General features: G+C 63.4%; 22 protein-coding genes. 11 read left to right on the top strand and 11 right to left on the bottom strand.

All coding sequences use genetic code 11. The features are described 5' to 3' along the window. Positions 1 to 139: 139 nt before the first annotated feature. Positions 140 to 421, bottom strand: coding sequence for a hypothetical protein (locus tag B0G74_RS14225; protein WP_132375393.1), 282 nt, complete (start codon positions 419 to 421; stop codon positions 140 to 142). A 262-nt stretch (positions 422 to 683) separates the two neighbouring features. Between B0G74_RS14225 and B0G74_RS14220 the strand changes: the two genes are divergently transcribed. Together B0G74_RS14220 and B0G74_RS14215 are read left to right on the top strand one after the other, a co-directional pair. Next, positions 684 to 2492, top strand: a complete 1809-nt coding sequence (locus B0G74_RS14220) for a hypothetical protein (protein ID WP_132375392.1) — start codon at positions 684 to 686, stop codon at positions 2490 to 2492. A 44-nt stretch (positions 2493 to 2536) separates the two neighbouring features. Beyond that, positions 2537 to 4360: a tetratricopeptide repeat-containing glycosyltransferase family protein gene (locus tag B0G74_RS14215; RefSeq protein WP_132375391.1), complete on the top strand. Its 1824-nt coding sequence runs from the start codon at positions 2537 to 2539 to the stop codon at positions 4358 to 4360. Between the two features lie 62 nt (positions 4361 to 4422). On the opposite strand, the gene B0G74_RS14210 is transcribed toward B0G74_RS14215, so the two are convergent. Next, positions 4423 to 4929 carry an OmpA family protein gene (locus B0G74_RS14210; protein ID WP_132375390.1) on the bottom strand — a complete coding sequence of 169 codons (507 nt, stop codon included), beginning with the start codon at positions 4927 to 4929 and terminating at the stop codon, positions 4423 to 4425. A gap of 240 nt (positions 4930 to 5169) precedes the next feature. On the opposite strand from B0G74_RS14210, the gene B0G74_RS14205 reads away from it, so the two are divergent. The 6 genes from B0G74_RS14205 to B0G74_RS14180 all read left to right on the top strand — a co-directional run bounded on the left by B0G74_RS14205 (position 5170) and on the right by B0G74_RS14180 (position 10749). Continuing rightward, positions 5170 to 5853 carry a chorismate lyase gene (locus B0G74_RS14205; protein ID WP_132375389.1) on the top strand — a complete coding sequence of 228 codons (684 nt, stop codon included), beginning with the start codon at positions 5170 to 5172 and terminating at the stop codon, positions 5851 to 5853. Continuing rightward, positions 5853 to 6326, top strand: a complete 474-nt coding sequence (locus B0G74_RS14200) for a DNA-deoxyinosine glycosylase (RefSeq protein ID WP_132375388.1) — start codon at positions 5853 to 5855, stop codon at positions 6324 to 6326. The genes B0G74_RS14205 and B0G74_RS14200 overlap by 1 nt, the downstream gene beginning before the upstream one ends. Continuing rightward, on the top strand, positions 6323 to 7264 hold the full coding sequence (locus B0G74_RS14195; RefSeq protein ID WP_132375387.1) for a spermidine synthase: 942 nt from the start codon (positions 6323 to 6325) through the stop codon (positions 7262 to 7264). The genes B0G74_RS14200 and B0G74_RS14195 overlap by 4 nt, the downstream gene beginning before the upstream one ends. 408 nt (positions 7265 to 7672) lie before the next feature. Further along, positions 7673 to 7912 (top strand): DUF3311 domain-containing protein, encoded by a 240-nt coding sequence (locus B0G74_RS14190; RefSeq protein WP_132375386.1) that lies wholly within the window; start codon positions 7673 to 7675, stop codon positions 7910 to 7912. Beyond that, positions 7912 to 9462, top strand: a complete 1551-nt coding sequence (locus tag B0G74_RS14185; protein ID WP_132375385.1) for a sodium:solute symporter family protein — start codon at positions 7912 to 7914, stop codon at positions 9460 to 9462. Before B0G74_RS14190 ends, B0G74_RS14185 begins: the two co-directional genes overlap by 1 nt. A 162-nt stretch (positions 9463 to 9624) precedes the next feature. Beyond that, a complete protein-coding gene (locus B0G74_RS14180) occupies positions 9625 to 10749 on the top strand; it encodes an FUSC family protein (protein ID WP_132375384.1) in 1125 nt (374 codons plus the stop codon). Between the two features lie 22 nt (positions 10750 to 10771). Here B0G74_RS14180 and B0G74_RS14175 read toward each other — a convergent pair whose 3' ends face one another. From B0G74_RS14175 to B0G74_RS14150, 5 genes are all read right to left on the bottom strand, one after another. Beyond that, positions 10772 to 11185, bottom strand: a complete 414-nt coding sequence (locus tag B0G74_RS14175) for a VOC family protein (protein WP_132375383.1) — start codon at positions 11183 to 11185, stop codon at positions 10772 to 10774. A gap of 481 nt (positions 11186 to 11666) precedes the next feature. Continuing rightward, positions 11667 to 12620: a transaldolase gene (gene tal / locus B0G74_RS14165; RefSeq protein WP_132375382.1), complete on the bottom strand. Its 954-nt coding sequence runs from the start codon at positions 12618 to 12620 to the stop codon at positions 11667 to 11669. Positions 12621 to 12907: 287 nt separating this feature from the next. After that, positions 12908 to 14128, bottom strand: a complete 1221-nt coding sequence (locus B0G74_RS14160) for a benzoate/H(+) symporter BenE family transporter (RefSeq protein WP_132375381.1) — start codon at positions 14126 to 14128, stop codon at positions 12908 to 12910. A 40-nt stretch (positions 14129 to 14168) separates the two neighbouring features. Beyond that, a complete protein-coding gene (locus B0G74_RS14155; protein ID WP_132375380.1) occupies positions 14169 to 15344 on the bottom strand; it encodes a VWA domain-containing protein in 1176 nt (391 codons plus the stop codon). 112 nt (positions 15345 to 15456) lie between these two features. After that, on the bottom strand, positions 15457 to 16299 hold the full coding sequence (locus B0G74_RS14150; RefSeq protein ID WP_132375379.1) for a MoxR family ATPase: 843 nt from the start codon (positions 16297 to 16299) through the stop codon (positions 15457 to 15459). Between the two features lie 459 nt (positions 16300 to 16758). Between B0G74_RS14150 and B0G74_RS14145 the strand changes: the two genes are divergently transcribed. Together B0G74_RS14145 and B0G74_RS14140 are read left to right on the top strand one after the other, a co-directional pair. After that, entirely contained in the window at positions 16759 to 17127 is a 369-nt protein-coding gene (locus B0G74_RS14145; protein WP_132375378.1) for a c-type cytochrome, read from the top strand. Positions 17128 to 17183: 56 nt separating this feature from the next. Then, complete coding sequence (locus B0G74_RS14140; protein ID WP_132375377.1) at positions 17184 to 17567, top strand: c-type cytochrome; 384 nt, start codon at positions 17184 to 17186, stop codon at positions 17565 to 17567. A 105-nt stretch (positions 17568 to 17672) separates the two neighbouring features. Here the strand turns inward: B0G74_RS14140 and B0G74_RS14135 are convergent, their stop codons facing one another. The 3 genes from B0G74_RS14135 to rsxB form a co-directional block, all read right to left on the bottom strand. After that, entirely contained in the window at positions 17673 to 18107 is a 435-nt protein-coding gene (locus B0G74_RS14135; RefSeq protein ID WP_132375376.1) for a DUF1841 family protein, read from the bottom strand. A gap of 143 nt (positions 18108 to 18250) precedes the next feature. Continuing rightward, positions 18251 to 18895 carry an endonuclease III gene (gene nth / locus B0G74_RS14130; RefSeq protein ID WP_132375375.1) on the bottom strand — a complete coding sequence of 215 codons (645 nt, stop codon included), beginning with the start codon at positions 18893 to 18895 and terminating at the stop codon, positions 18251 to 18253. A 19-nt stretch (positions 18896 to 18914) separates the two neighbouring features. After that, entirely contained in the window at positions 18915 to 19754 is an 840-nt protein-coding gene (gene rsxB, locus B0G74_RS14125) for an electron transport complex subunit RsxB (RefSeq protein WP_132375374.1), read from the bottom strand. Positions 19755 to 19979: 225 nt separating this feature from the next. Here rsxB and B0G74_RS14120 point away from each other — a divergent pair, with 225 nt between their 5' ends. Beyond that, the gene (locus B0G74_RS14120) at positions 19980 to 20612 is read left to right on the top strand and encodes a TetR/AcrR family transcriptional regulator (RefSeq protein WP_012432273.1); all 633 of its coding nucleotides are present in this window, start codon (positions 19980 to 19982) and stop codon (positions 20610 to 20612) included. Between the two features lie 94 nt (positions 20613 to 20706). Here B0G74_RS14120 and phaZ read toward each other — a convergent pair whose 3' ends face one another. Continuing rightward, positions 20707 to 21984: a polyhydroxyalkanoate depolymerase gene (gene phaZ / locus B0G74_RS14115; protein ID WP_132375373.1), complete on the bottom strand. Its 1278-nt coding sequence runs from the start codon at positions 21982 to 21984 to the stop codon at positions 20707 to 20709. Positions 21985 to 22011 lie beyond the last annotated feature (27 nt).

Here is a 22011-nt window from a genome sequence, read left to right as displayed (position 1 = left end):
ATTACGCGGCGTCTTACTGACGCCTGGAGTTGAAAGATGCGCTGCTTCCGCAGCGCATTTTTTTTGCCTGGTGCGGCCTGGTGCGGCGTGACGGAGCGAAGCGCAGTTGACTCCGCTTCGGCCGCCTCAGGACGGGTGCTTAACGCGCGGGCACCGATTCATCCAGATGGCGCGCTTGCGAGAGCACGCAACCGGCCAACTCTTTTGCCTCGTGACACGAAGTGTGATCGGCCAGCACTTTCGCCGCGAGACTACTGATGGCCTTGCTGGTCTGTTTCGACGTGTGGTGTTGCGCCAGCGCTGAGCCCGCCAGTTCTTTTTCCAGTTGCGCGACACCCGCGCGCCGTAGAACGATCGCAGCCAGATGAGCGATGCGGTCGGACGTTTTCTTCAATTTTTCAGTATTCAAACATTGCTCCATTCTGTAGTTGATCAAACTGATCGACTAACGGGCGTTACTCGTAGTCGACTGAAATTAATTATGGTTAACTAACTAAATGGAATCAACGTCATTAAATTGAGATTGATTTATGAGATGTGAAAACGCGGTTTTGTCTTATGCTCGCGCGATTTTTATTCGGAGGCTTGAAGGATTATTTTCAATCTCTAGGCATTGAAATCACCAGGTCTTATTTTTGTGATTACGCCTTCGCGCATGACAACAACAACGCTCTGAACTCCCCATGTCCGATTCCGCCCTGGCAGTACCTCTCGATTCCGTTCATCTCCTGTGGTCGATCCTGCGCGAGCAAGGTTTCGATGCCGCCGCGCGTCGCGCGGTCGAATTCGCCGTGGCCGGCGCAACGCGGCAGTTGCACGCCGACTTGTGCGCGAGCGCGGGGCGTTTCGAAGAGGCGTATCACAGCGCGTCGCAGGCGCAAGCGTGCGCGAACGGAGCGCGCCATGCGCGGGTCGCGCTGTTCGCCGACGCGCTCGGCTACACCAGCGCCGCGCAGCGCAACAGCGAGCGCGCGGTGGCCGTGCAGCCGGTCGAGGCAACGATCGACTGGGTCGTGTGGTTGATCGACACGTGCGGCGCGCAATCGGCGGCCGCGTGGATCTTGCGTGCCTATGAGCGTCGAGCGCCGCAGGACGCACGCGCGCCGTGGTGGTTGTCGATCGCGTTGGCGGCGCTGCCCGACACGAACGCGCGGGACGAGCGTCGCGCGGCGTTGTTGCGGGCGTACGCGCTCGACCCCGCGGTCGATCCGGCGTTGCCGCTGCAACTCGTGCTGGCGTTACGCGAAGTGCGCGATTGGCCGACGGTCGAGCGTATCTGCCGCGAAAGGCTTGCGCGCAATCCCGCCGATGCGGAGATGGCGTGGCAACTCAGTCACGCGCAATGGCAGTGCAACGACGCGCCAGCGGCGGAGGCCACCATGCGCGCCGTGAATGCCGTCGCGCCCGGCAACGCGGACGTGCTGGCGGCCATCGGCATGTATCTGAACGAACAGGCTTGCTACGAGGACAGCGAGGCGGCACTGCGTGCGGCGCTCGCGATCGATCCATCGGCGGTGCAGGCAGCGGTCGATCTCGCGGACCTGGAACTACGGCGCGGCGATTGGTCGAGCGCGTGGCCGCGTTTCGAGGCGCGTCTTGCGCGCGAAGACCGCCAGCAGAACAACATCGTCAGCGTGATGATGCGTTTGTGTCCGCGCTGGCATGGCGAAGCGCTCAGCGGCAAGACCCTGATCGTGCACAGCGAGCAGGGCAGCGGCGACGACATCCAGATGGTCCGCTTCGTTCCGCATCTGGCGGCGCGTGTGCGTGACGAAGGCGGACGGCTGGTGCTCGCCGTGCGTCGCGCGTTGCAACCGCTGTTTGCGCGTTCCTACGCGGACTGCGTGTCGATCGAAGAAGGTCCGCTCGGCTCACCGGATTACGCTTTGCCGCTCATGAGCCTGCCACTCGTGCTCGGTCTGGAACCGGAGCAGATCCGCGGCGCGCCTTATCTGCAGGCCGATGGGTCGAAGGTCGCGGCGTGGCGCGAACGGATCAGCGCGCACGCGCCCGCTGCGATGTGGCACGTCGGTCTCGTGTGGTCGGGCAGCCCGACGCATCGGCGCGACGCCAAGCGATCGATTCCGCTCGCGGCACTGGCGCCGTTGCTGAGGCTGCCGGATGTCGTATTCCATCCTCTCACGCCTGGACGCCACGCCGATGTGACGACGCTGGCCGCGCAGGGTTTTCGTCTGTGCGATCTGACCGGCGATTACGAAGACGGCTTCGCCGATGTGGCGGCGCATCTCGCCGCACTAGACGCGCTCGTGACTATCGACAGCGCCCCGTTGCATCTCGGCGGCGCGTTAGGACATCGCGTGTTCGCGATGCTCGATCACGTTTCTCATTGGTCGTGGGGCAACGAGGAGACGCAGCCCTGGTATGACTCGGTCGAACTGTTCCGACAGCCGCAGCCCGGCCAGTGGGCGCCGGTGGTCGAGCGCGTGGCCACGCGTCTGAAGACGATGATGGCGCCGGACCGGACAGCCTGAGCGGCGCAAGCCACGGCAAGTTGAGCAACTCACGCAACTGATCGATGTCGATGCACGAACCCGAATTCCCACTCCATACCAGCGCCTCCAACGATGTCGGCGCGATCACCGCGCGTGCCGATGCCTGCTTCGCCGCGGGGCGCCATCGCGAAGCGATTGCCGGCTACGAGCGCGTTCTCGCCGAACAACCGCGCAACGTGCACGCGCTCCATCGTCTCGGCATCGCCTCATTTCGCGTCGATCGGCCCGAACTTTCGCGCAAGTATCTCGACCAGGCATTGAGCGTCGCGCCTGAGCGCGCGGATATCTGGGAGCATCGCGGCTTGATCGCCGCGCTGGGCGGCGAGCTGACGGCCGCCGAAGCGTTTTACCATCGCGCGATGGATCTGGATGGCGGCACTGCGAGCCTGCATCGGAATCTCGGCGATTGCCTGAAGCTTGCGAAGCGTCTCGTCGAAGCGCGCGGACACTACCTCGAGGCGCTCGAACTCGAGCCGGCATTGCATCATGCCGTTCGCGCGCTCGCACAGATCAGTACGGAGCTCGAACGCTATCAGGACGCCGCGGATTACTGGCTGCATGCGTGGACGCTCGACTCGACGCATCTGACGGACGCGCTCGAACTAATTTCGGCGTTGTGGAGAGCACAGGGCGGTGCGGGGATAGACGGCGTGCTCGTCGAGCTGCGCGCTCGCTTCGCCGGCGACGCATCCGCGCTGCAACAGGTGGCCTTCGCATTGAACGGCGTGGAGCGTTTCAAGGATGCAATCAGCGTCGCCACTGAAGGCCTCGGCGTCGATCCGCACAACGGCTGGCTGCATCACAACGCGTCATTTGCGTTCAATATGCTGGGCGACTTTCCGGCCATGTATGCGCATGCCGTCGAAGCCGCGCGGCTGATGCCCGATCATCCGTCGATGCATTTCAACCTCGCCGCGGCACAACTGCGCGCGGGCGACTACGAAAACGGCTGGAAGCAATACCGCTGGCATGAGGCGCTGCCGGAAAATCACGACCTGGTTCGCCCGCCATATCCGGAGTGGCAAGGCGAGCGGGTGACGGGCCGTCGCTTTCTGCTCGTCGGCGAGCAGGGGCTGGGCGATCAACTGCAGTTCTTGCGCATGGCCGAGTGGTTGCATCGCCGCGGCGCGCAGGTCGACGTCTGGGTCGAGGCTCCGCTGAGCGAAGTGGCGCGCAATGCGGCCGGCGTGCATGCTGCGTGGACCACCGCGCCGCCCGGACCGTACGACTACTGGTGCCGCATGCTCAGAATGCCGGAGCATATGAAGCTGGACCTGCCGATGCTGCCGCTCGCGACGTCCTATCTGCGAGCGGAACCGGCGCAGGCGCAACGTTGGCAGAACCGCCTCGATGCAATCTGTGCGGCCGATGCGCGCGGTCCGCTCGGAAAACGCGTCGGCATTGTCTGGGCCGGCAATCCGGCGTACGGGCTCGATCGCTATCGTTCGATTCCGTTACGCGAATGGCTGCCGGTTTTGCAGCAGACTGGCCTGCAATGGTTCGCGCTGCAAAAGGGCGAGGCACAGAACGAGGCGGTGGCGTGGCATGCGGATATCGGCATGCACAGGCTCGGGCCCGAGATCGGCACGTTCGCCGACACGCTGGCGATCCTGCAGTCGCTTGATCTGGTGATTACGGTGGACACGGCGGTTGCCCATCTGGCCGGCGCATGCGGCACGCCGGTCTGGGTGCTGGTGCCCACGTTCACCGACTGGCGCTGGATGACGGAGCGCGATGATAGCCCGTGGTATCCGTCGGCGCGTCTGTTCAGGCAGCGCGAGTTGGGGCGTTGGGATACGGTGCTCGACGAGGTCGCACGAGCATTGCGCGATTTTGTCGCTGATTGAAAACCGGGCGGGCTCACACGCGCCCGGGTTTTTATTTAGAGCTGGCCTGGAACTGTGGCCGTCTACTTCTTTCCCATCAACGTATCCATCGTCTCGCCACGCACCACGATCTCGGTGCGACGATTCAGCGCGCGGCCTTCGGGCGTATCGTTGCTCGCCACCGGATCGTTGTACGCATTGCCCTTCGTGCGAATGCGGCTCATCGGGATGCCGCGCGCCACCAGCGCGTAGCCCACCGCGGTCGCGCGCGCTTCGGACAGTTGCTGGTTATATTCGAGGGTGCCGACGTTGTCCGTGTAGCCTTCCACGACAATCGGTTTCTTGCTGCGCTTGAGCAGCACGGCCGAACGATCGATGACTGCGGCGGCGTCGCTGCGCACGTTGGATTTGTTGAAATCGAACAGGGCGGTTTCGGGCAGCTTGACCGCGACACCGCCGGCAACCGGCGCCACCTCGATACCAACGGCCTTGTTCAACGATGTCTCGGTATCGCGGTTCAGTTGCGCCGCGCAACCTGCCAACAGCAGGACAGAAATCGCGCATGCGGTGATGCTCAGGATGTGCTTCATCTTCGTGTTTTCTCCTTGATTATTCGTTCACATGGCGCGCCATTCGATCGTCGGCGGCCGGCTTTGCAAAGCACGGAGGTTTTATCGCGCGACGCGAGCCGCGGAGAATCGGAACTATCTGAAATCGACGCGCCCGTAGAAGTGCTGCACGACCGCCGTCGTAGTCGATGGAATCCGCTGAAGGGAAAGGCCTGCGCGCTGGCGAATGGTCCGACAGCCGCGCCGTTATAATCCGACACCATGTCTATCCGTTTCGATGCCGCCGACGCCCACTGGCGCGTCGCGCCCTTACCCGGCTTGAGCGCCGCCCAGAAAGACTGGCTGACCCGTGGTGGTTCACTGACCGCGCATCTGCGTGCGCTCGGCGCGGTCGCGGTACGCGTGACGCGCGAAGGCGTCGCGCTGCCGTGGGCCGACGAGAGCGCCGCGCTCGGCCTTGCGCCGCGTGCGCCGGTCTGGGTTCGGGAAGTCGTGCTGTGCGTCGACGGCGTGCCGTTTGTCGCCGCGCATAGCATCGCGCCGCTCGCCGCGAGCGCGGGCGTGTGGCAGGCCATGCGGCGCTTGCGAACGCGACCGCTGGCGGAACTCCTGTATAGCGATAGCAGTGTGGCGCGTTCGTCGCTGGTGAGCCGCAGGTTGACCGCGCGGCATCCGCTCTATCACCTCGCGGCACATGAGGTCGACGGGCCCCCGCCGCATGCGCTGGTCGCGCGCCGCTCCGTGTTCGAGCGCCATGGCGCGCCGCTGATGGTCACCGAGTGCATGTTGCCGGCGTTATGGACGCATCTGGCGACTCTGTCCGGCGCGAGCAAATCGGATGAGTGGCTGGCGCATCCGCGGGTGCGCGAGCACGGCCGCCCGCTCGAGCACACCGCATCGCGCGCGCATCCCGCAACGCGTGCATCCGACGAACGGAGCCGCTGATGCTGCGCGGCTTTCCTCCCGTCGTCGCCGCGGACACGCATACGCTGATTCTCGGCAGCTTTCCCGGCGAGGCGTCGCTTGCCGCGACGCAGTACTACGCGCATCCACGCAACCAGTTCTGGCGCCTCATCGGCACGGTGCTCGACGAACCGCTCGCCGAACTCAGCTACGAAGAGCGTCTGCGCCGCGTGCTCGCGCACGGCATCGGCGTGTGGGACGTGCTTGCCGCCTGTACGCGCGAAGGCAGTCTCGACGCGGCGATCCGCAATGCCAGCCCCAATGATTTCGCTTCGTTGCGCGCCCACGCGCCGAAGCTCGCGAAAGTCTGCTTCAACGGCAAGACGGCGGGCCGTTTCGCGCCGGTGATCGGTGCGGCGGGCTACGTCACCCTGGTATTACCTTCGTCGAGTCCGGCGAATGCTATGCTCTCGTTCGACCAAAAATTGCGTCTTTGGCGCGACATCCTTACATGACGAAATTGATCAAGCGCGCTTCGGCTGAAGCGCGTGCCTTCCGCAACCGCGACGCTGACGTCGCCGGCGGTAAACAAAAAACGCAAAAAACGCAGAAAAAGCAGAACGCCGCGCGCAACAAACAGCGCGTTTCGCACGACGACGATCTGCACGATGCGCCGCAAATCGAAGCGCCGCGCAAGCCGCGTTTCGCGCCGGTGACGTTCTCGGAAGAGGGCGGCGTGCGCTTCCTGCATTTCGGCACGGAGTGGGTGCAAGGCGCAATGCGTCTGCGCAAGCCGGATCACATCGAACTCGAATACGCGCAGCAGATGATGGCCTGGCTGCTCTTCATCGAAACGCCCAAGCGCATCGTCCAGCTCGGTCTGGGCGCCGCGGCGTTGACCAAGTTCGCGCACCGTTTCCTGAAACGCGCGAAGGTCGAGGCGGTGGAAGTGAACCCGGCGGTCGTGGTGGCCGCGCGCACGATGTTCGAATTGCCGCACGACGACGCCCGTCTGACGGTGCACGAAACCGACGCATGGGACTTCGTCAACGACCGCGCCAACCACGGCACGATCGGCGCGCTGCAGATCGACGTCTATGACGCGACGGCGCGCGGTCCGGTGCTCGACAGCGTCGGCTTCTATCGCGCGGTGCGCGCGTGCCTGATCGACGCGGGCGTGGTGACGGTGAACCTGTTCGGCGATCACCCGAGCTTCGTGCGCAATATGAAGCGTTTGAACGAAGCCTTCGACGGCCGCGTGGTCGCGCTGCCGGAAGTGCACGACGGCAACCGCATCGCGATCGCATTTTCGGGTCCGGCGCTCGAGGTGCCGTTCACGGCGCTGCAAGCGCGCGCCAAGTTGATCGAAGCGGAACTCGGTCTGCCAGCGCGCAAGTGGATCAAGGGTCTGCAGGAATCGACCGGACAGACCGGCGTCTCGTTCTCGGTCTGATTGCGACGACCTGGGCGGTCGGGCCGCGCAAGCCGGTCCGATCCAAAGCAGTGCATGGACTGAACACCGCCGTCGGTGTGCCGCTCGCCGTTGCGCCCACGCGACGCTCGCCGCCGTCATCCATCGCGCATTGAACAGCCGGTCCCCTTCCTCGCGAAGCGGGCCGGCCTGTCAGACCCAAGCCACGCGGCCTTACGCGCCCCGCTGCAGCGCTTCAAATACGCCCGTCGAAACAGCGTCCCACTGGCCCCTGAAAGCACGCTCGTGCTGGGGTCGTCCCTGCTTGACCGCGCGTTCGCCGCTCCTATACTCTTTCGAAGCTTTCGGGGCGCCCGTGGCCATCCGCTATGGGATCCACCTCCCGTCAAACACGGGCCAACATTTCAATAATAGGGAAGAGGAGACGTCATGGCTCACGACGCCGACGCGAACAAGGCCAGTAAGCACTGGCTCTGGTTGCTGCTGTTGCCCTGGATCGCGATGATCTGGGTGCCGTCATATAACAAGGTCGAACCCGTGCTGTTCGACTTTCCGTTCTTCTACTGGTATCAGCTCCTGTGGGTGCTGATCAGCGCAGTCATCACGGCGCTCGTGTACTTCAAGACCAAGACGCGCTCCAGCGGCCGTCCGCAGGGGGGCGCACGATAATGAACGCCATTGCAACTTTCGTCTTCGTTCTGTTTTTCATCGGCGTCACGATTCTCGGCTTTATCGCGGCTCACTGGCGGCGCGGCGATCTCGCGCATCTGGAAGAGTGGGGCCTCGGCGGGCGGCGCTTCGGCACCATCGTCACGTGGTTCCTGCTGGGCGGCGACCTGTACACCGCGTACACCTTCATCGCCGTGCCGGCGCTGGTGTTCGGTGCGGGCGCAACCGGTTTCTTCGCGTTGCCGTACACGATCCTGATCTATCCGTTCGCGTTCGTGGTGTTCCCGAAACTGTGGAGCATCGCCAAACGTCAGGGCTACGTCACATCGGCGGACTTCGTTTCGGCGCGCTATGGCAGCCGTATGCTCGCTCTGGCGATCGCCGTGACCGGCATCGTCGCGACCATGCCGTACATCGCGCTGCAACTGGTCGGTATCGAAGTGGTGATCGGCGCGCTGGGTTTCGACACCAAGGGTTTCGTCGGCGATCTGCCGCTGATCATCGCGTTCGCGATTCTGGCGGCGTACACGTACACCTCGGGTCTGCGCGCGCCGGCCATGATCGCGGTGGTCAAGGACGTGCTGATCTACATCACGATCTTCGCCGCGATCATCGTGATTCCGCCGCAACTGGGCGGCTTCGGCCACATCTTCAGCGTGGTGCCGCCGGCCAAGCTGTTGCTCAAGGCGCCGGACGTCTCGAGCCTGAACGGCTACAGCGCGTACGCGACGCTCGCGGTGGGTTCGGCGCTCGCGCTGTTCCTGTACCCGCACTCGATCACGGCGGTGCTGTCGTCGAAGTCGGGTAACACGATCCGCCGCAATATGGCGATGCTGCCGGCTTATTCGCTGGTGCTCGGCCTGCTCGCGCTGCTCGGCTACATGGCGCTTGCCTCGGGTGTGAAGGACATGCCGGAGTTTGCGCCGTACTTCAAGGCGTTCGGCCCGAACTTCGCGGTGCCGGCGCTGTTCCTGCATTACTTCCCGTCGTGGTTCGTCGGTGTGGCGTTCGCGGCGATCGGCATCGGCGCACTGGTGCCGGCGGCGATCATGTCGATCGCGGCCGCGAACCTGTACACGCGCAACATCCACAAGGAGTTCGTCAACCGCAACATGACGCATGAGCAGGAGACCAATGTCGCAAAGCTGGTCTCGCTGATCGTCAAGGTCGGCGCGGTGGCGTTCATTCTCGGCCTGCCGCTCACGTACGCGATCCAGTTGCAGCTGCTCGGCGGTATCTGGATCATCCAGACTTTGCCGGCGATCGTGCTGGGTCTGTACACGCGCGTGCTCGACTACCGGGGCCTGCTGATCGGCTGGGCGGTCGGCATCGCAACCGGCACGTGGATGGCGATTTCGCTGAAGCTGGCCGGCTCGATCTTCACGATCCACCTGTTCGGCATGGCGATTCCGGGCTATGCCGCGGTGTGGTCGCTGATCGTAAACCTGGTGGTGGCGGTGGTGGTGAGCCTGCTGGTGCGCGCGGCCGGCATGCAGCGCGCCGAAGACCGCACCCGTCCGGAGGACTATCTGGACGTGGTCGAAAGCTGATCACACCTGCTTGATGTCGTGCCGCTTCACGGGTTCGACAAACTGAAAACCGCAACGCCCGCACACGAAAGTGTGCGGGCGTTTGTCTTGCCGACGTTTGTCCTAAGGAGGCACTCCAGGGCAGGATAGCGGAACCGTCCTTATCGCATCGAGCGCGCCGCCATGGCTTCTGCCGATTCCCACACCGTGATTCCACGCCGCTCGGCCCTTAGCCGGATGGTTCGCGCGGTTACGTCGCCTTACTACCGCTATCGCCACGCCAAGGTGCTGCACAGTCTGCGCGTCGGGCTGGCCATGCTGGTTTCGATTCTGGCGACCACCGGGATCGACATTCCGCACGGCATCTGGTCGTCGGTCACTTTGCTGGTGGTGATCGGCGGCTTGCAGCATCACGGCAATATCCGCAAGAAGGCAGCCGAACGGGCGGCGGGCACGTTGCTCGGGGCGTCGATCGGGCTTTCGCTGATCGTGTTGCAGAACCTCACCGGGTCGGCGCCGCTCACCTATGTGCTGATGTCGATCGTCGCGGGCATCTGCGCGTGGTTCGCGATCGGCTCGTCAGGCTATATCGGGCTGTTGACGGCGATCACCATGTGCATCGTCGCGGGTCACGGCGACAACCTGATCGACGTCGGCCTGTGGCGCACGCTGAACGTGCTGATCGGCATTGTGATCGCGCTGGCGTTTTCGTTCGCGCTGCCTCTGCATGCCACCTATTCGTGGCGCTACGGGCTCGCGACGAATCTGCGCGAATGCGCGCGCGTCTACACGCGGCTGCTGGAAGGCGAGACGATCAGCGAGGAAGAGCAGGTCAAGCGCTTTCTGGCGATCAACAAGCGGCTCGTGCAATTGCGGTCGCTGATGCCTTCGGTGGCGAAGGAAATCGACGTGCCGCAGTCGAAGCTCGAAGAGATTCAGCGGCTGCACCGCTCGGTGCTCAGTTCGCTGGAGCTGCTCGCCACGGGTCCGCTGATGCACGCCGACGCCACGGCGCGCGCCACGTACGCCGAGCAATGCGGCGTGGAGGTGCGCACCGTGCGCTCGATTCTGCTGGCGATGGCGCGCGGCCTGCGTTTTGGCCGGGCGACACACTTCGGCATTCCGGCCGCATCGCCGCTCGCGCAGAGGCACGGCGACGCGGCGCTCAAGCTGCCGACCGAATTTCAGGGGCCGTATTGGCTCGGACAGCGGCTTGCCGAACAAGTGGACCGGCTGCGCGAACTGTTGCTGGAAACCGAGCCGAACTGGAACATCGAACGGCATTCGAGGACTTTGCTGAAGGCTTAGGTGCGGCTGCGGCCCTCAACGCTCAGCCCTCCGGCACCGTCACCATCCACATGAGACCGAAGCGATCGACCACCATCCCGAAGCCCTTGCTCCAGAAAGTCGGCTGAAACGGCAGCGTCACCTGGCCGCCGTCGGCGAGCGCATTGAAGTACTTTTCGGCGGAGGCGGCGTCGTCGGCGGTGAGTGACAGGCTGAAGCCGTTCATCGTAGCCGAGGGATCGCAATGGCCGTCGGAGGCCATCCAGTCGGTCGAGCCCATCCGCACGTTAGCGTGCATGATCTTTTCTTCGAGACCCGGCCGCGGCTGGTTTTGCGGATCGGGCGGCGCCTCCTTGTAGCGCATCTTGAAGGTCACCTGAGCGCCGAGTTTCGCGCAGTAATAGTCGAGCGCTTCTTCGCAGCGCCCGTTAAAAAATACGTAAGGTTGAACCAGCATGATCGTCTCCGGAAAGGGTGAGCAGCGCGATATCCCCGCAACAAGCAACGCAAGGGCCCCAGGTTTGAAGAAGTACCGCGACGGCGCGCGCAGCGCCGCCGGAAGAATGAGTGCCTTGTCACGAGCGCACAATGCGCGAGGGCACGGATTCCAGATGCACCACTACCGTGGCTGCGCGGGGAGCCCGCTTAAGGGTTGGCGGTATAAAGCGGTTTTTTTTGCCTCCTTTCTTTGCCGCGGCAAAGAAAGGAGGTGCCGCCCCGCACAGGGGCAACGCTAATAGACCACCGTGAATCGCCCTTGCAGAAGATTCTAGTCGTCCGTCAGGCGTTAATTGTGACGATATGTCGTAGGCGCGGCGGTCCATGACGCGGGTCAAACGCAACCACAACCGCCGAAGGTCGGTAAACGGCACACGGCCCGGAACCGTGAAGTCCAAGGCCGTGTGTTTTGCGCGCCAGCCAAGCGGCGCGAGCAAAGCTTAACGCAACGCTTCGATCAGCTTTTCCAGCTTGACCGCGTCCGCAGCGAAGGCGCGAATCCCTTCGGCGAGCTTTTCAGTCGCCATGGCTTCGTCATTGACGAGGAAACGGAACGACGCTTCGTCGACCGGCACGCGTTCGATATCCGCACCTTTGGCGATATCCGGCGACAGCTTGCGCTCCACCTTATCGGTGCTGTCCTGCAGCTTTTGCAGCAAATCCGGGCTGATGGTCAGCAGATCGCAGCCGGCCAGTTCCAGAATCTGACCCGGCGTGCGGAAGCTCGCGCCCATCACCTCGGTCTTGTAGCCGAACTTCTTGTAGTACGCGTAAATGCGGCGCACCGATTTGACGCCCGGGTCGTTGGCGCCGCCGTCTTTCGCTTCGTCCCACGCGCTGCCAGCATTCTTTTTGTACCAGTCGTAAATCCGGCCGACGAACGGCGAGATCAGTTGCGCGCCCGCTTCGGCGCAGGCGGCCGCCTGGGCGAGCGAGAACAGCAGCGTCATGTTGCAGTGGATGCCTTCCTTCTGCAGCACTTCCGCCGCGCGGACGCCTTCCCACGTGGAAGCCAGCTTGATCAGCACGCGTTCGCGGCCAATGCCGTGCTCCTTGTACAGCGAGATCAGTTCGCGGCCCTTGGCGATCGAGGCTTGCGTGTCGAACGAGAGGCGCGCGTCCACTTCCGTCGACACGCGGCCCGGAATGATCTTGAGAATTTCGGTGCCGAAGGCGATCAGCAACTGGTCGATGATCGCGCCGACCGGCTTCGACGCGTGCGCCTTCACGGTCTTTTCGAGCAGCGGCTTGTAGTCGTCTTTCTGCACCGCTTTCAGAATCAGCGACGGATTGGTGGTCGCGTCCTGCGGCTTGTACTGGGCAAGCTGCTGGAAGTCGCCGGTATCGGCCACGACGGTGGTGTATTGCTTGAGTTGATCGAGTGCGGTTGTCATGTTCGAGCCTTCAGGGCGCGTGCGCGCCGTGGTTCAGGAGAAATGAGGTTGCCACCGGCCTGAAACGCTAACCAGATCCGGCGGCCGCGGGTCACGCTGCAACGCTGCCCGCCATCTTGCCGGGGAATTTTGACGGAAAGCGCTGCCGGATGCTTCTATTCTATGGCGGATCGGCTGATGCGGTATTGACAGTTGCCCACGGCGATCCGTTCACGCGGTTTCAGGCGGCATTTTCCGCCGACCGACCCGGCGCTGACCGATTCCGCCGAGCGCTTTTTGCCGACTGATCAGGCGCGCCGCGCGTTCAACACCACTTGCGTCAGCACGCCCGCCACCAGCCCCCAGAAAGCCGAGCCGATGGACAGCAAAGTCAGCCCGGACGCGGTCACCATGAACGTGACCAGCGCCGCCTCGCGCTGCTTCAGGTCCTGCATGGCGTTGGCGAGGCCGCTCATGATCGAGCCGAACAGCGCCAGCGCCGCGACGGAGACCACCAGCGCCTTCGGCAAGGCCGCGAACAGCGCGGCGATGGTCGCGCCGAAAACCCCTGCGATCAGGTAGAAGATGCCGCACCATACCGCCGCCATATAGCGCTTGTTGCGGTTTTCGTGCGCTTCGGGGCCGGTGCAGATCGCCGCGGTGATTGCCGCAAGATTGATGCCGTGCGAGCCGAACGGCGCGAGCAGCAGCGAGGCGATGCCGGTGGTCGAAATCAGCGGCGCCGAGGGCGTGCTGTAGCCGTCCGCGCGCAGCACGGCGATGCCCGGCACGTTCTGCGACGCCATCGCGACGACGAAGAGCGGGATCCCGATGCTGACACTGGCTGCCGCCGAAAACACCGGCATCGTGAACACCGGATGCGCCAGCGCGACATGGAAGCGGCTGAAGTCGAGCAGTCCGAGCCCGCCGGCGGCCGCCGTGCCGACGACCAGCGTTGTGACGATCGCATAGCGCGGAGCGAGCCGTTTGACGACCAGGTAGGTGAAGAACATGGTCAGCACGAGCGCGGTCTGGAACTGCGCGGCGCGGAAAATCTCGATGCCGATCTCGAACAGGATGCCCGCCAGCAAGGCCGAGGCGATGCCCGCCGGAATCTTCTTCATCAGCGTGTCGAACCAGCCGGTCAGGCCGACCAGCGTGAGCAGCAGCGCGCAGACGATAAACGCGCCGATCGCCTCTCCATAAGCCACGTGCGGCAGCGACGACACCAGCAGCGCCGCGCCGGGCGTCGACCAGGCGATCACGATCGGCGCGCGAAACCGCAGCGAGAGGCCGATCGTGCAGACGGCCATGCCGATCGACAAGGCCCAGATCCACGACGAAATCTGCGCGTCGCTCAGATGCGCGGCCTGGCCCGCCTGGAACATCAGCACGAGCGAACTGGTGTAGCCCGTCATCATCGCGACGAAACCGGCGACGATGGCGGACAGCGAAGTGTCGGCGAAAGGGTTGAGGCGCCCGGGCGGAGTGACGGCAGGGGACAAATCGGGCGTGGAAGACGGACTCATGCAGATGCTTTCTTATCGTTGAATGTAAAACTCGAGCGGACTATTTGCTCAGGGTGCGCATCGCGGTCTCGAGGCCGGCGAGCGTGAGCGGGTACATGCGGTGGCCGAGCACCTCGCGGATCGCGCTGACCGACTGCCGGTACGCCCACAAGCCTTCCGGTTCGGGATTGAGCCACGCGTGGTGCGGGAAGTGATCGGCGAGCCGGCGCAGCCATACCGCGCCGGCTTCGGCGTTGTTGTACTCCACCGAGCCGCCTGGCTGCAGCACTTCGTACGGGCTCATCGTCGCGTCGCCGACGAAGATCAGCTTGTAGTCGGACGTGAATTTGTGCAGCACGTCCCACGTCGGCATGCGCTCGGCGTGACGGCGGCGGTTGTTCTTCCACAGGAAGTCGTACACGCAGTTGTGGAAATAGTAGAACTCCAGGTGCTTGAACTCGGCTTTGGCGGCGGAGAACAGCTCTTCGGTGCGCTTGATGTGATCGTCCATCGAGCCGCCCACGTCGAGCAGCATCAGCACTTTCACCTTGTTGTGCCGCTCGGGCACCATCTTCAGGTCGAGCCAGCCGGCGTTCGCGGCGGTGCTGCGGATCGTGTCGGGCAGGTCGAGTTCTTCGGCGGCGCCCTCGCGGGCGAAACGGCGCAGGCGGCGCAGCGCGATCTTGATGTTGCGCGTGCCGATTTCGACCTGGTCGTCGTAATCGCGATACGCGCGCGCTTCCCAGACCTTGACGGCGGTCCGGTTGCCCGCCGCGTCGCCGCCGATGCGCACGCCTTCCGGGTTGTAGCCGCCATTGCCGAACGGCGAAGTGCCGCCCGTGCCGATCCACTTGTTGCCGCCTTCGTGGCGCTCCTTCTGTTCGTCGAACAGTTCCTTCAGGCGCTCCATGAGCTTGTCGAGGCCGCCCATCGCCTCGATCTGCGCTTTTTCTTCCGGCGACAGATCGCGTTGCAGCTTCTTCTTCAGCCAGTCGAGCGGGACGTCGAAGGCGAGCTCCGAGGCTTGCGCGACGCCTTTGAAATACGCGCCGAACGCCTGGTCGAACTTGTCGAAGTACTGCTCGTCCTTGACCAGCGTGATGCGCGCGAGATAGTAGAACTCGTCGAGTGACGGCGCGATCACGTTGGCTTTGAGCGCCTCGAGCAGCGTCAGGTATTCCTTCACCGACACCGGCAGTTTGGCGGCGCGCAGCGAGTAGAAGAAGTCGATCAGCATGCTGGGTCCTCTGCGGCGGCGGCGGGTGGTCGGGGCGCCGCGCGCTTCAATGGCGGCTTGGCGGCCGGCCGGCGACCATCCGGCGCTCAATCAACGATCAATCAACGGTGGTTCAACGGTTGTTGCGGTTCATGAAGATCAGCCGCTCGAACAGATTCACGTCCTGCTCGTTCTTCAGCAGCGCGCCGTGCAGCGGCGGAATGATCTGCTTCTGGTCGGACGAGCGCAGCGCTTCGGGGGGAATGTCTTCGGCGAGCAGCAGCTTGAGCCAGTCGAGCAGTTCCGAGGTGGACGGCTTTTTCTTCAATCCGGCGACGTTGCGCAGTTCGAAAAAGCTCTGCATGGCGGCCGCGAGCAGTTCCTTCTTGATGCCCGGATAGTGCACCTCGACGATCTGCTGCATGGTGACCGGATCGGGGAACTTGATGTAATGGAAGAAGCAGCGGCGCAGGAACGCGTCGGGCAGCTCCTTCTCGTTGTTCGACGTGATGATCACGAGCGGGCGCTGTTTCGCGCGGATCAGCTCGTGCGTCTCGTACACGTAGAACTCCATGCGGTCGAGTTCGCGCAGCAGGTCGTTGGGGAATTCGATGTCGGCCTTGTCGATCTCGTCGATCAGCAGCACCGTTTGCTCCTCCGACTCGAACGCCTGCCACAGCACGCCCTTGACGATGTAGTTGCCGATGTCCTTGACGCGTTCGTCGCCGAGTTGCGAATCGCGCAGGCGCGACACCGCGTCGTACTCGTACAGACCCTGCTGCGCCTTGGTGGTGGACTTGATGTGCCACTGCAAAAGCGGCATGCCGAGCGCGGCGGCGACCTCTTCGGCGAGCATGGTTTTGCCCGTGCCGGGTTCGCCCTTGATCAGCAACGGCCGCTTGAGCGTCATCGCGGCGTTGACCGCGAGCTTGAGGTCGTCGGTGGCGACGTACTGCGATGAGCCTTCGAAACGCATGGCGAGATGCTCTTTTTCGGGAAAAAACCCAGTATAAGTCAGAAGGCCTGTTGGCCTGAAACCGCCTCGCGTAAGGTGTCACCCGCGGTGCCGTAGCGCGAAGCCAGTGCGCACGCGGCGCCGGCGAGCGGCCCGAACGTTCGCCCGGCGGGCCTGGTGGGCGGGCGCGCCGGGCGAGAGCGGGCTGAATGCGGTGTCGGATGCGTGTCGAACCGGCGCGAGCGCCCGGCATGCGGCGGTGGCCGCCATGCCTTGCGGATCGGGCGCGGCGGAGCAAACCGGCGCTAGCCGTGGCTTTGCGGTGGCCGGATGCGCCGCGGCCCCGCGCGGTGGACGTTCGGCGCGGCGTCGCGGTACAATTAGCCCGATTTTTTTGGCCTGCGTGGCTCCCTATAAGAATAACGGCGCGGGCCGTTGCCTTTTTGGTCGCCCGTTTCCCCTCAAGCCAGGTTACATGCTATGAATAAATTCGTTGGCAAACACGTCGTGATCGCAGCGCTGTCGGTGCTCGCGGGCTATACGGCCGGTGCGCAGGCAGCGGATGTCGTCGGCAACGCGAAGGCGGGCCAAGGCAAGGTCGCGATGTGTATTGGCTGCCACGGCATCCCTGAATACCGCACGGCTTACCCTGAGGTCTACCGCGTGCCGATGCTCGGCGGGCAGAACCAGGCGTACCTCGAGAACGCCCTGCATGGCTACAAGAAGGGCGACCGCCATTTCGAAACAATGCGCGCCATCACCGCGTCGCTGTCGGATCAGGACATCGCCGACATCGCAGCCTACTACGCAGCGCAAAATTCCTCTTCGAAGAGCAATCCCGACAAGTGACCGGCGGCTTGTCCATCCAGTCACTCGGCAAATAAATTCGCGGGATAGGAGAATTCATGAATAAGCCCCAACAGGCACTCCACACGGTGTTCAAGGCTGCATGCGCGTCGGCGGCAGTGATCGGTCTGGTTGCAGCGAACGTCGCGCACGCCGCCGACGCCGGCAACGGCAAGGTGCTGTCCGACAGCCACAACTGCGCGGCTTGCCACGGCGTGAACCTGAACAAGCCGGTGAGCCCGGAGTATCCCAAGCTCGCGGGTCAGCATTCCGATTACGTCTACTGGGCGCTGCGCCAATACCAGATGGGCAACGGCAACCCGCACCTCGGTCGCAACAACCCGATCATGCAGGCGCAGGTGCAAAGCCTGTCGCAAAGCGACATGAAAGACATTGCCGCTTACGTCGAATCGCTGAACGGCGATCTGGTGCAGAAGAAGTAAGCGCGCCGCATAAGTCTTCGCGCTGCTTTTGGATTGAACGACACCCCGCTTCGGCGGGGTGTCGTGCTTTTGGGCGCTTGGTTCCGACTAGCGGATGTGCCAGCTTCAGTCGCGCGTGGCGCGCCGCTCGATGCGCTGCAGGTATGCGTCCGTGTCGGGCGGCGTGCCGGTGCGCTGCGCTTCCCAGATGGTTTCGCCGAGGCAGTCCATGATGGCGTGCTGCGCCTCGTGGGTCGAGCCGAGGCGTGCGGCAAGCCGTCCGTGCGCCGCGCGAATGCCGGGCGGCTGGTCGATCGACAGCTGTTCGGTGATCGCCAGATGCATAGATAGATGCAGGAACGGGTTGGTCTGGCCGCGTTCGGGCGAGTAGTCCTGTGCCTGGGCGGCGTCGCCGTCGGTCAGGTCGGCGTGGTATTCGGGATGCTCGACGATCCAGTCGGCGGCGATCGCCTCCAGCGGCGTCAGAATCTCGCCTTTGCGCTGCTTGCGCCAGGTGTCGGTGAAGAAGAGACGGACTTCGTCGCGGCTGGGATTGAACATCGTGAGACCGGTGCGTTGAGTGGGGCGTGTGACGTGAGCCTGTAAAGCGTCAGCCTGTGAATCGGACGAGGCAGGGCGTCATTTTACGCCGGGGCGCCGCGGGCTGCTGGCGGCGCTTTGGCGTTGAATGAGGTGTCGGTTCCCTACAGATCCGGCGGCGGGGTTTTCGGCCGGAACTCGCACAGCGGCTCGATCACGCAATGCCAGCATTCAGGCCGGCGCGCCTTGCATACATAACGGCCGTGCAGGATCAACCAGTGGTGCGCGTCCTGCTTGAACTCGGCGGGCGTGAATTTCTCCAGCGCCGCTTCGACCGCGCGAACGTCCTTGCCGGGTGCAAGACCGGTTCGATTCGCAACCCGAAAGATGTGCGTGTCGACCGCGATGGTCGGATGACCAAACGCGGTGTTCAGAATCACATTGGCCGTTTTCCGGCCGACACCCGGCAGGCTTTCGAGCGCTTCGCGATCCTCTGGCACTTCGCCGCCGTACTGGTCGAGCAGAATGCGGCAGGTAGCAATGACGTTCTTCGCCTTGGTGCGATAGAGGCCGATGGTCTTGATGTAGCCGGTCACGCCTTCTTCGCCGAGATCGAAAACTTTCTGCGGCGTGTTCGCGACCGGGAACATCTTGCGCATGGCCTTGTTGACCGACACGTCGGTGGCCTGCGCCGACAGCAGCACGGCGATCAGCAGTTCGAACGGAGTGGTGTACTCGAGTTCGGTTGTCGGATGAGGCGTGAGACTCTGAAACGTCTCGTAGATGGCGCGGCGTTTGTTCGCGTTCATGCTGGGCGTGACGGTGCGGTTAGTGCTTATCGGACGGTGTATCGGGTTTGTCCGCGGCGAGGCCGAGACGGCGGCGGCGTGCTTCGGCGGCATCGATCTGCGCCTGCACGTCCGCGCTCACACGTTCGGTGTTCAGCGGGCCCTGGCCTTTGGCGGCCAGTTCCTCTTTCTTCTTGCGAGCACGGTCGAGCGCGGCCTGGATAATCGCGCGTTTCTTTGCTTCGGCGTCGTTCGCGGCGGGCGCGGCCGATGGCGCCGCAGCGTCGGCTTGCGTTGTTTCGGTAACCTGAGCAGCGGGAGCGCTGCCGGCCCGCCGCGCTGCAGCACGTGCTTCGGCAGCCTCGCGCTCGCGGGCGAGACGCGCTTCGCGCCGGTCATGGCGCTCGCGCGCGGCGTCGGCCTGCGCCTGGCTCCACGCGTCCCAACCGGTCGCTTCGCCGGTGACCGGCGGCAAGGCAATGCAGTCGACGGGGCAGGGCGGCACACACAAATCGCAACCGGTGCAGAGTTCGGCGATCACCGTATGCATCTGTTTCGGTGCGCCAACTATTGCATCGACCGGACAGGCCTGCATGCACAACGTGCAGCCGATGCAAACTTGTTCGTCGATAACCGCCAACGGACGCGGCCGTTCGACGCCGTTGGCGGAATTGAGCGGAATCACCGGCTTGCCGAGCAAAGCGGCAAGCCGTGCGATGCCTTCGGCGCCGCCCGGCGGGCATTGATTGTAGTTGGCCTCACCGCTTGCAACGGCTTCGGCATAGGGGCGGCATGCGGGGTAACCGCACTTGGTGCATTGCGTCTGGGGGAGCAGATCTTCGATGCGGTCTGCGAGTGTTTTGGTATCTGTCACGGTCACGACGTGGGGCTTTGGCTTGCGGCCGCACAGCTTGAACTAAATAGCACATTATCGCCGATTTCCCCAATTGCCATCCGCAATCCATGTGCCATAATCGAAGCGCTTTTTTCGAAAGACCGCAGAAGGGTATTCCCCCAACCAGCCCGTTCAGTGCTGTCGGTGCAAGGCCCGAGGAGAGGCCGGCGGCGCGATCCGGATAACGCGGCTCACGAAGACGATGCCACCATGAATCAGCCGAAAATCAAAAGAGATCCTGAAGGCACACGGCGCCGCATTCTGCTTGCGGCGGCCGAAGAGTTTGCAAATGGTGGGCTATTCGGCGCGCGCGTCGATCAGATCGCCCGCCGCGCGGAAACGAATGAGCGCATGCTCTATTACTACTTCGGTAGCAAGGAGCAGCTTTTTACCGCCGTACTCGAGCACGCGTTCAGCGCGCTCAATGAAGCGGAGCGCACGCTCGAGCTCAATGGCATCGCCCCGGTCGAGGCGATCACGCGTCTCGCGCATTTTGTTTGGGATTACTACCGCGATCATCCCGAGTTGCTGCGTCTCATCAATAACGAGAATCTGCATGAAGCACGCTATATGCAGAAGTCGACGCGCATCCGCGAAATGATCTCGCCGATTGTCGCCACGCTCGGCGGCATTCTCGAGCGCGGTCAACGTGCGGGGCTGTTCCGCACCAACGTCGATCCGCTGCGCTTCTATGTCACGCTCTCGGGCATGGGCTACTACATCGTGTCGAACCGCTTCACGCTCGAAGCCACACTCGGCCGCGATTTCAGCAGCGCGAGCGAGCGCAGTGAAGTGATTCAGATGAACACCGAGTTGCTGCTCGCGTATCTGTTGCGCAAGTAGGCTGCGTCAAAAGCGGCGCACTGAGGCTTCGGGATCCTCATGAACGACAACGGCCTCCGAAGAGGCCGTTGTTTGTCGATTACGCGTGCGACGCTCAGGCTTCGACTTTTTCCTTCGCTACCTTCGGCGCCTTGTTGTGCTCGAGGATGAAGTCGCGCAACTGCGGATAGATGATGGTGCGCCAGCGGCGTCCGGAGAAAATGCCGTAGTGTCCGCACTTCTCCGCGGTGAAGTGACGTTTGTGCTCTTCCGGAATGCCCGTGCACAGCTCATGCGCGGCAAAGGTCTGGCCGTCGCCGGAGATGTCGTCCAGTTCGCCTTCGATCGTGAAGAGCGCGGTTTTCGTGATGTCCTGCGGCTTCACCCGTTCGCCGGAAACGTCCCACGTGCCTTCGGCTAGGCGGAATTCCTGGAACACCACGCGGATCGTGTCGAGGTAATAGTCCGCATCCATGTCGAGCACGGCGTTGTACTCGTCGTAGAAGCGGCGGTGCGCTTCCGCATCGTCTTCGTCGCCGCGCAGCAGGCTCTGGTAGAAATCCCAGTGCGACGCCGCGTGACGTTCCGGATTCATGGCGACAAAACCGGTGTGCTGCAAAAAGCCCGGGTAAACCTTACGGCCTACGCCCGGATAATTCGGCGGCACCGTGAAGATCACGTTGTTGTCGAACCACTCGTACGAGTGTTGCGTGGCGAGCGAGTTGACCGACGTCGGGCTCTTGCGCGCGTCGATCGGGCCGCCCATCATCGTCATGGTGCGCGGCGTGTCTTCGCCGCGGCTCGCCAGCAGCGAAATGGCGGCAAGCACCGGCACGGTTGGCTGACACACCGAGATCACGTGCAGATTCTTCGCGCCGATGTGACGGATGAATTCCTGAATGTAGGCGACGTAGTCGTCCAGATGAAACTCGCCGGCTTCGAGCGGCACCATGCGTGCGTCGATCCAGTCGGTCAGGTAAACCTTGTGGTCTTGCAACAACGTGCGCACGGTGTCACGCAGCAGCGTGGCGTGGTGCCCCGACAACGGTGCGCATACCAGCACGACCGGTTCGTCTTTCAATTGGGTAACAGCGTCGCTGTCGTCGGCGAAACGCTTGAAGCGCATCAGGCGGCAAAACGGCTTCTCGATGATCGTCTGTTCAATGATCGGAATGTTATGACCGTCTTTGACAATCTGATGAAGATTGAACTCGGGCTTTTCGTAATCTTTACCGAGCCGGTAGAGTAGTTCGTAACCGGCTGAAAGGCGCGTGGCGCCGGGCACGTAGGCCAAAGGGCTGGCGGGATTCGCGAAGGATTTCGACGCGGCCTGGGCCCAGGCGGTAAGGGGGCTCAACATCGCCCGCTGGAATTCGTGCAGTTGGTAGAGCATGGGTGCTCCGTTCTAAGCGGTTCGCAT

It is taken from the genome of Paraburkholderia sp. BL9I2N2 (assembly GCF_004339745.1).
Lineage (GTDB): Bacteria > Pseudomonadota > Gammaproteobacteria > Burkholderiales > Burkholderiaceae > Paraburkholderia.
This window is presented reverse-complemented; position numbering and strand designations above follow the sequence as displayed.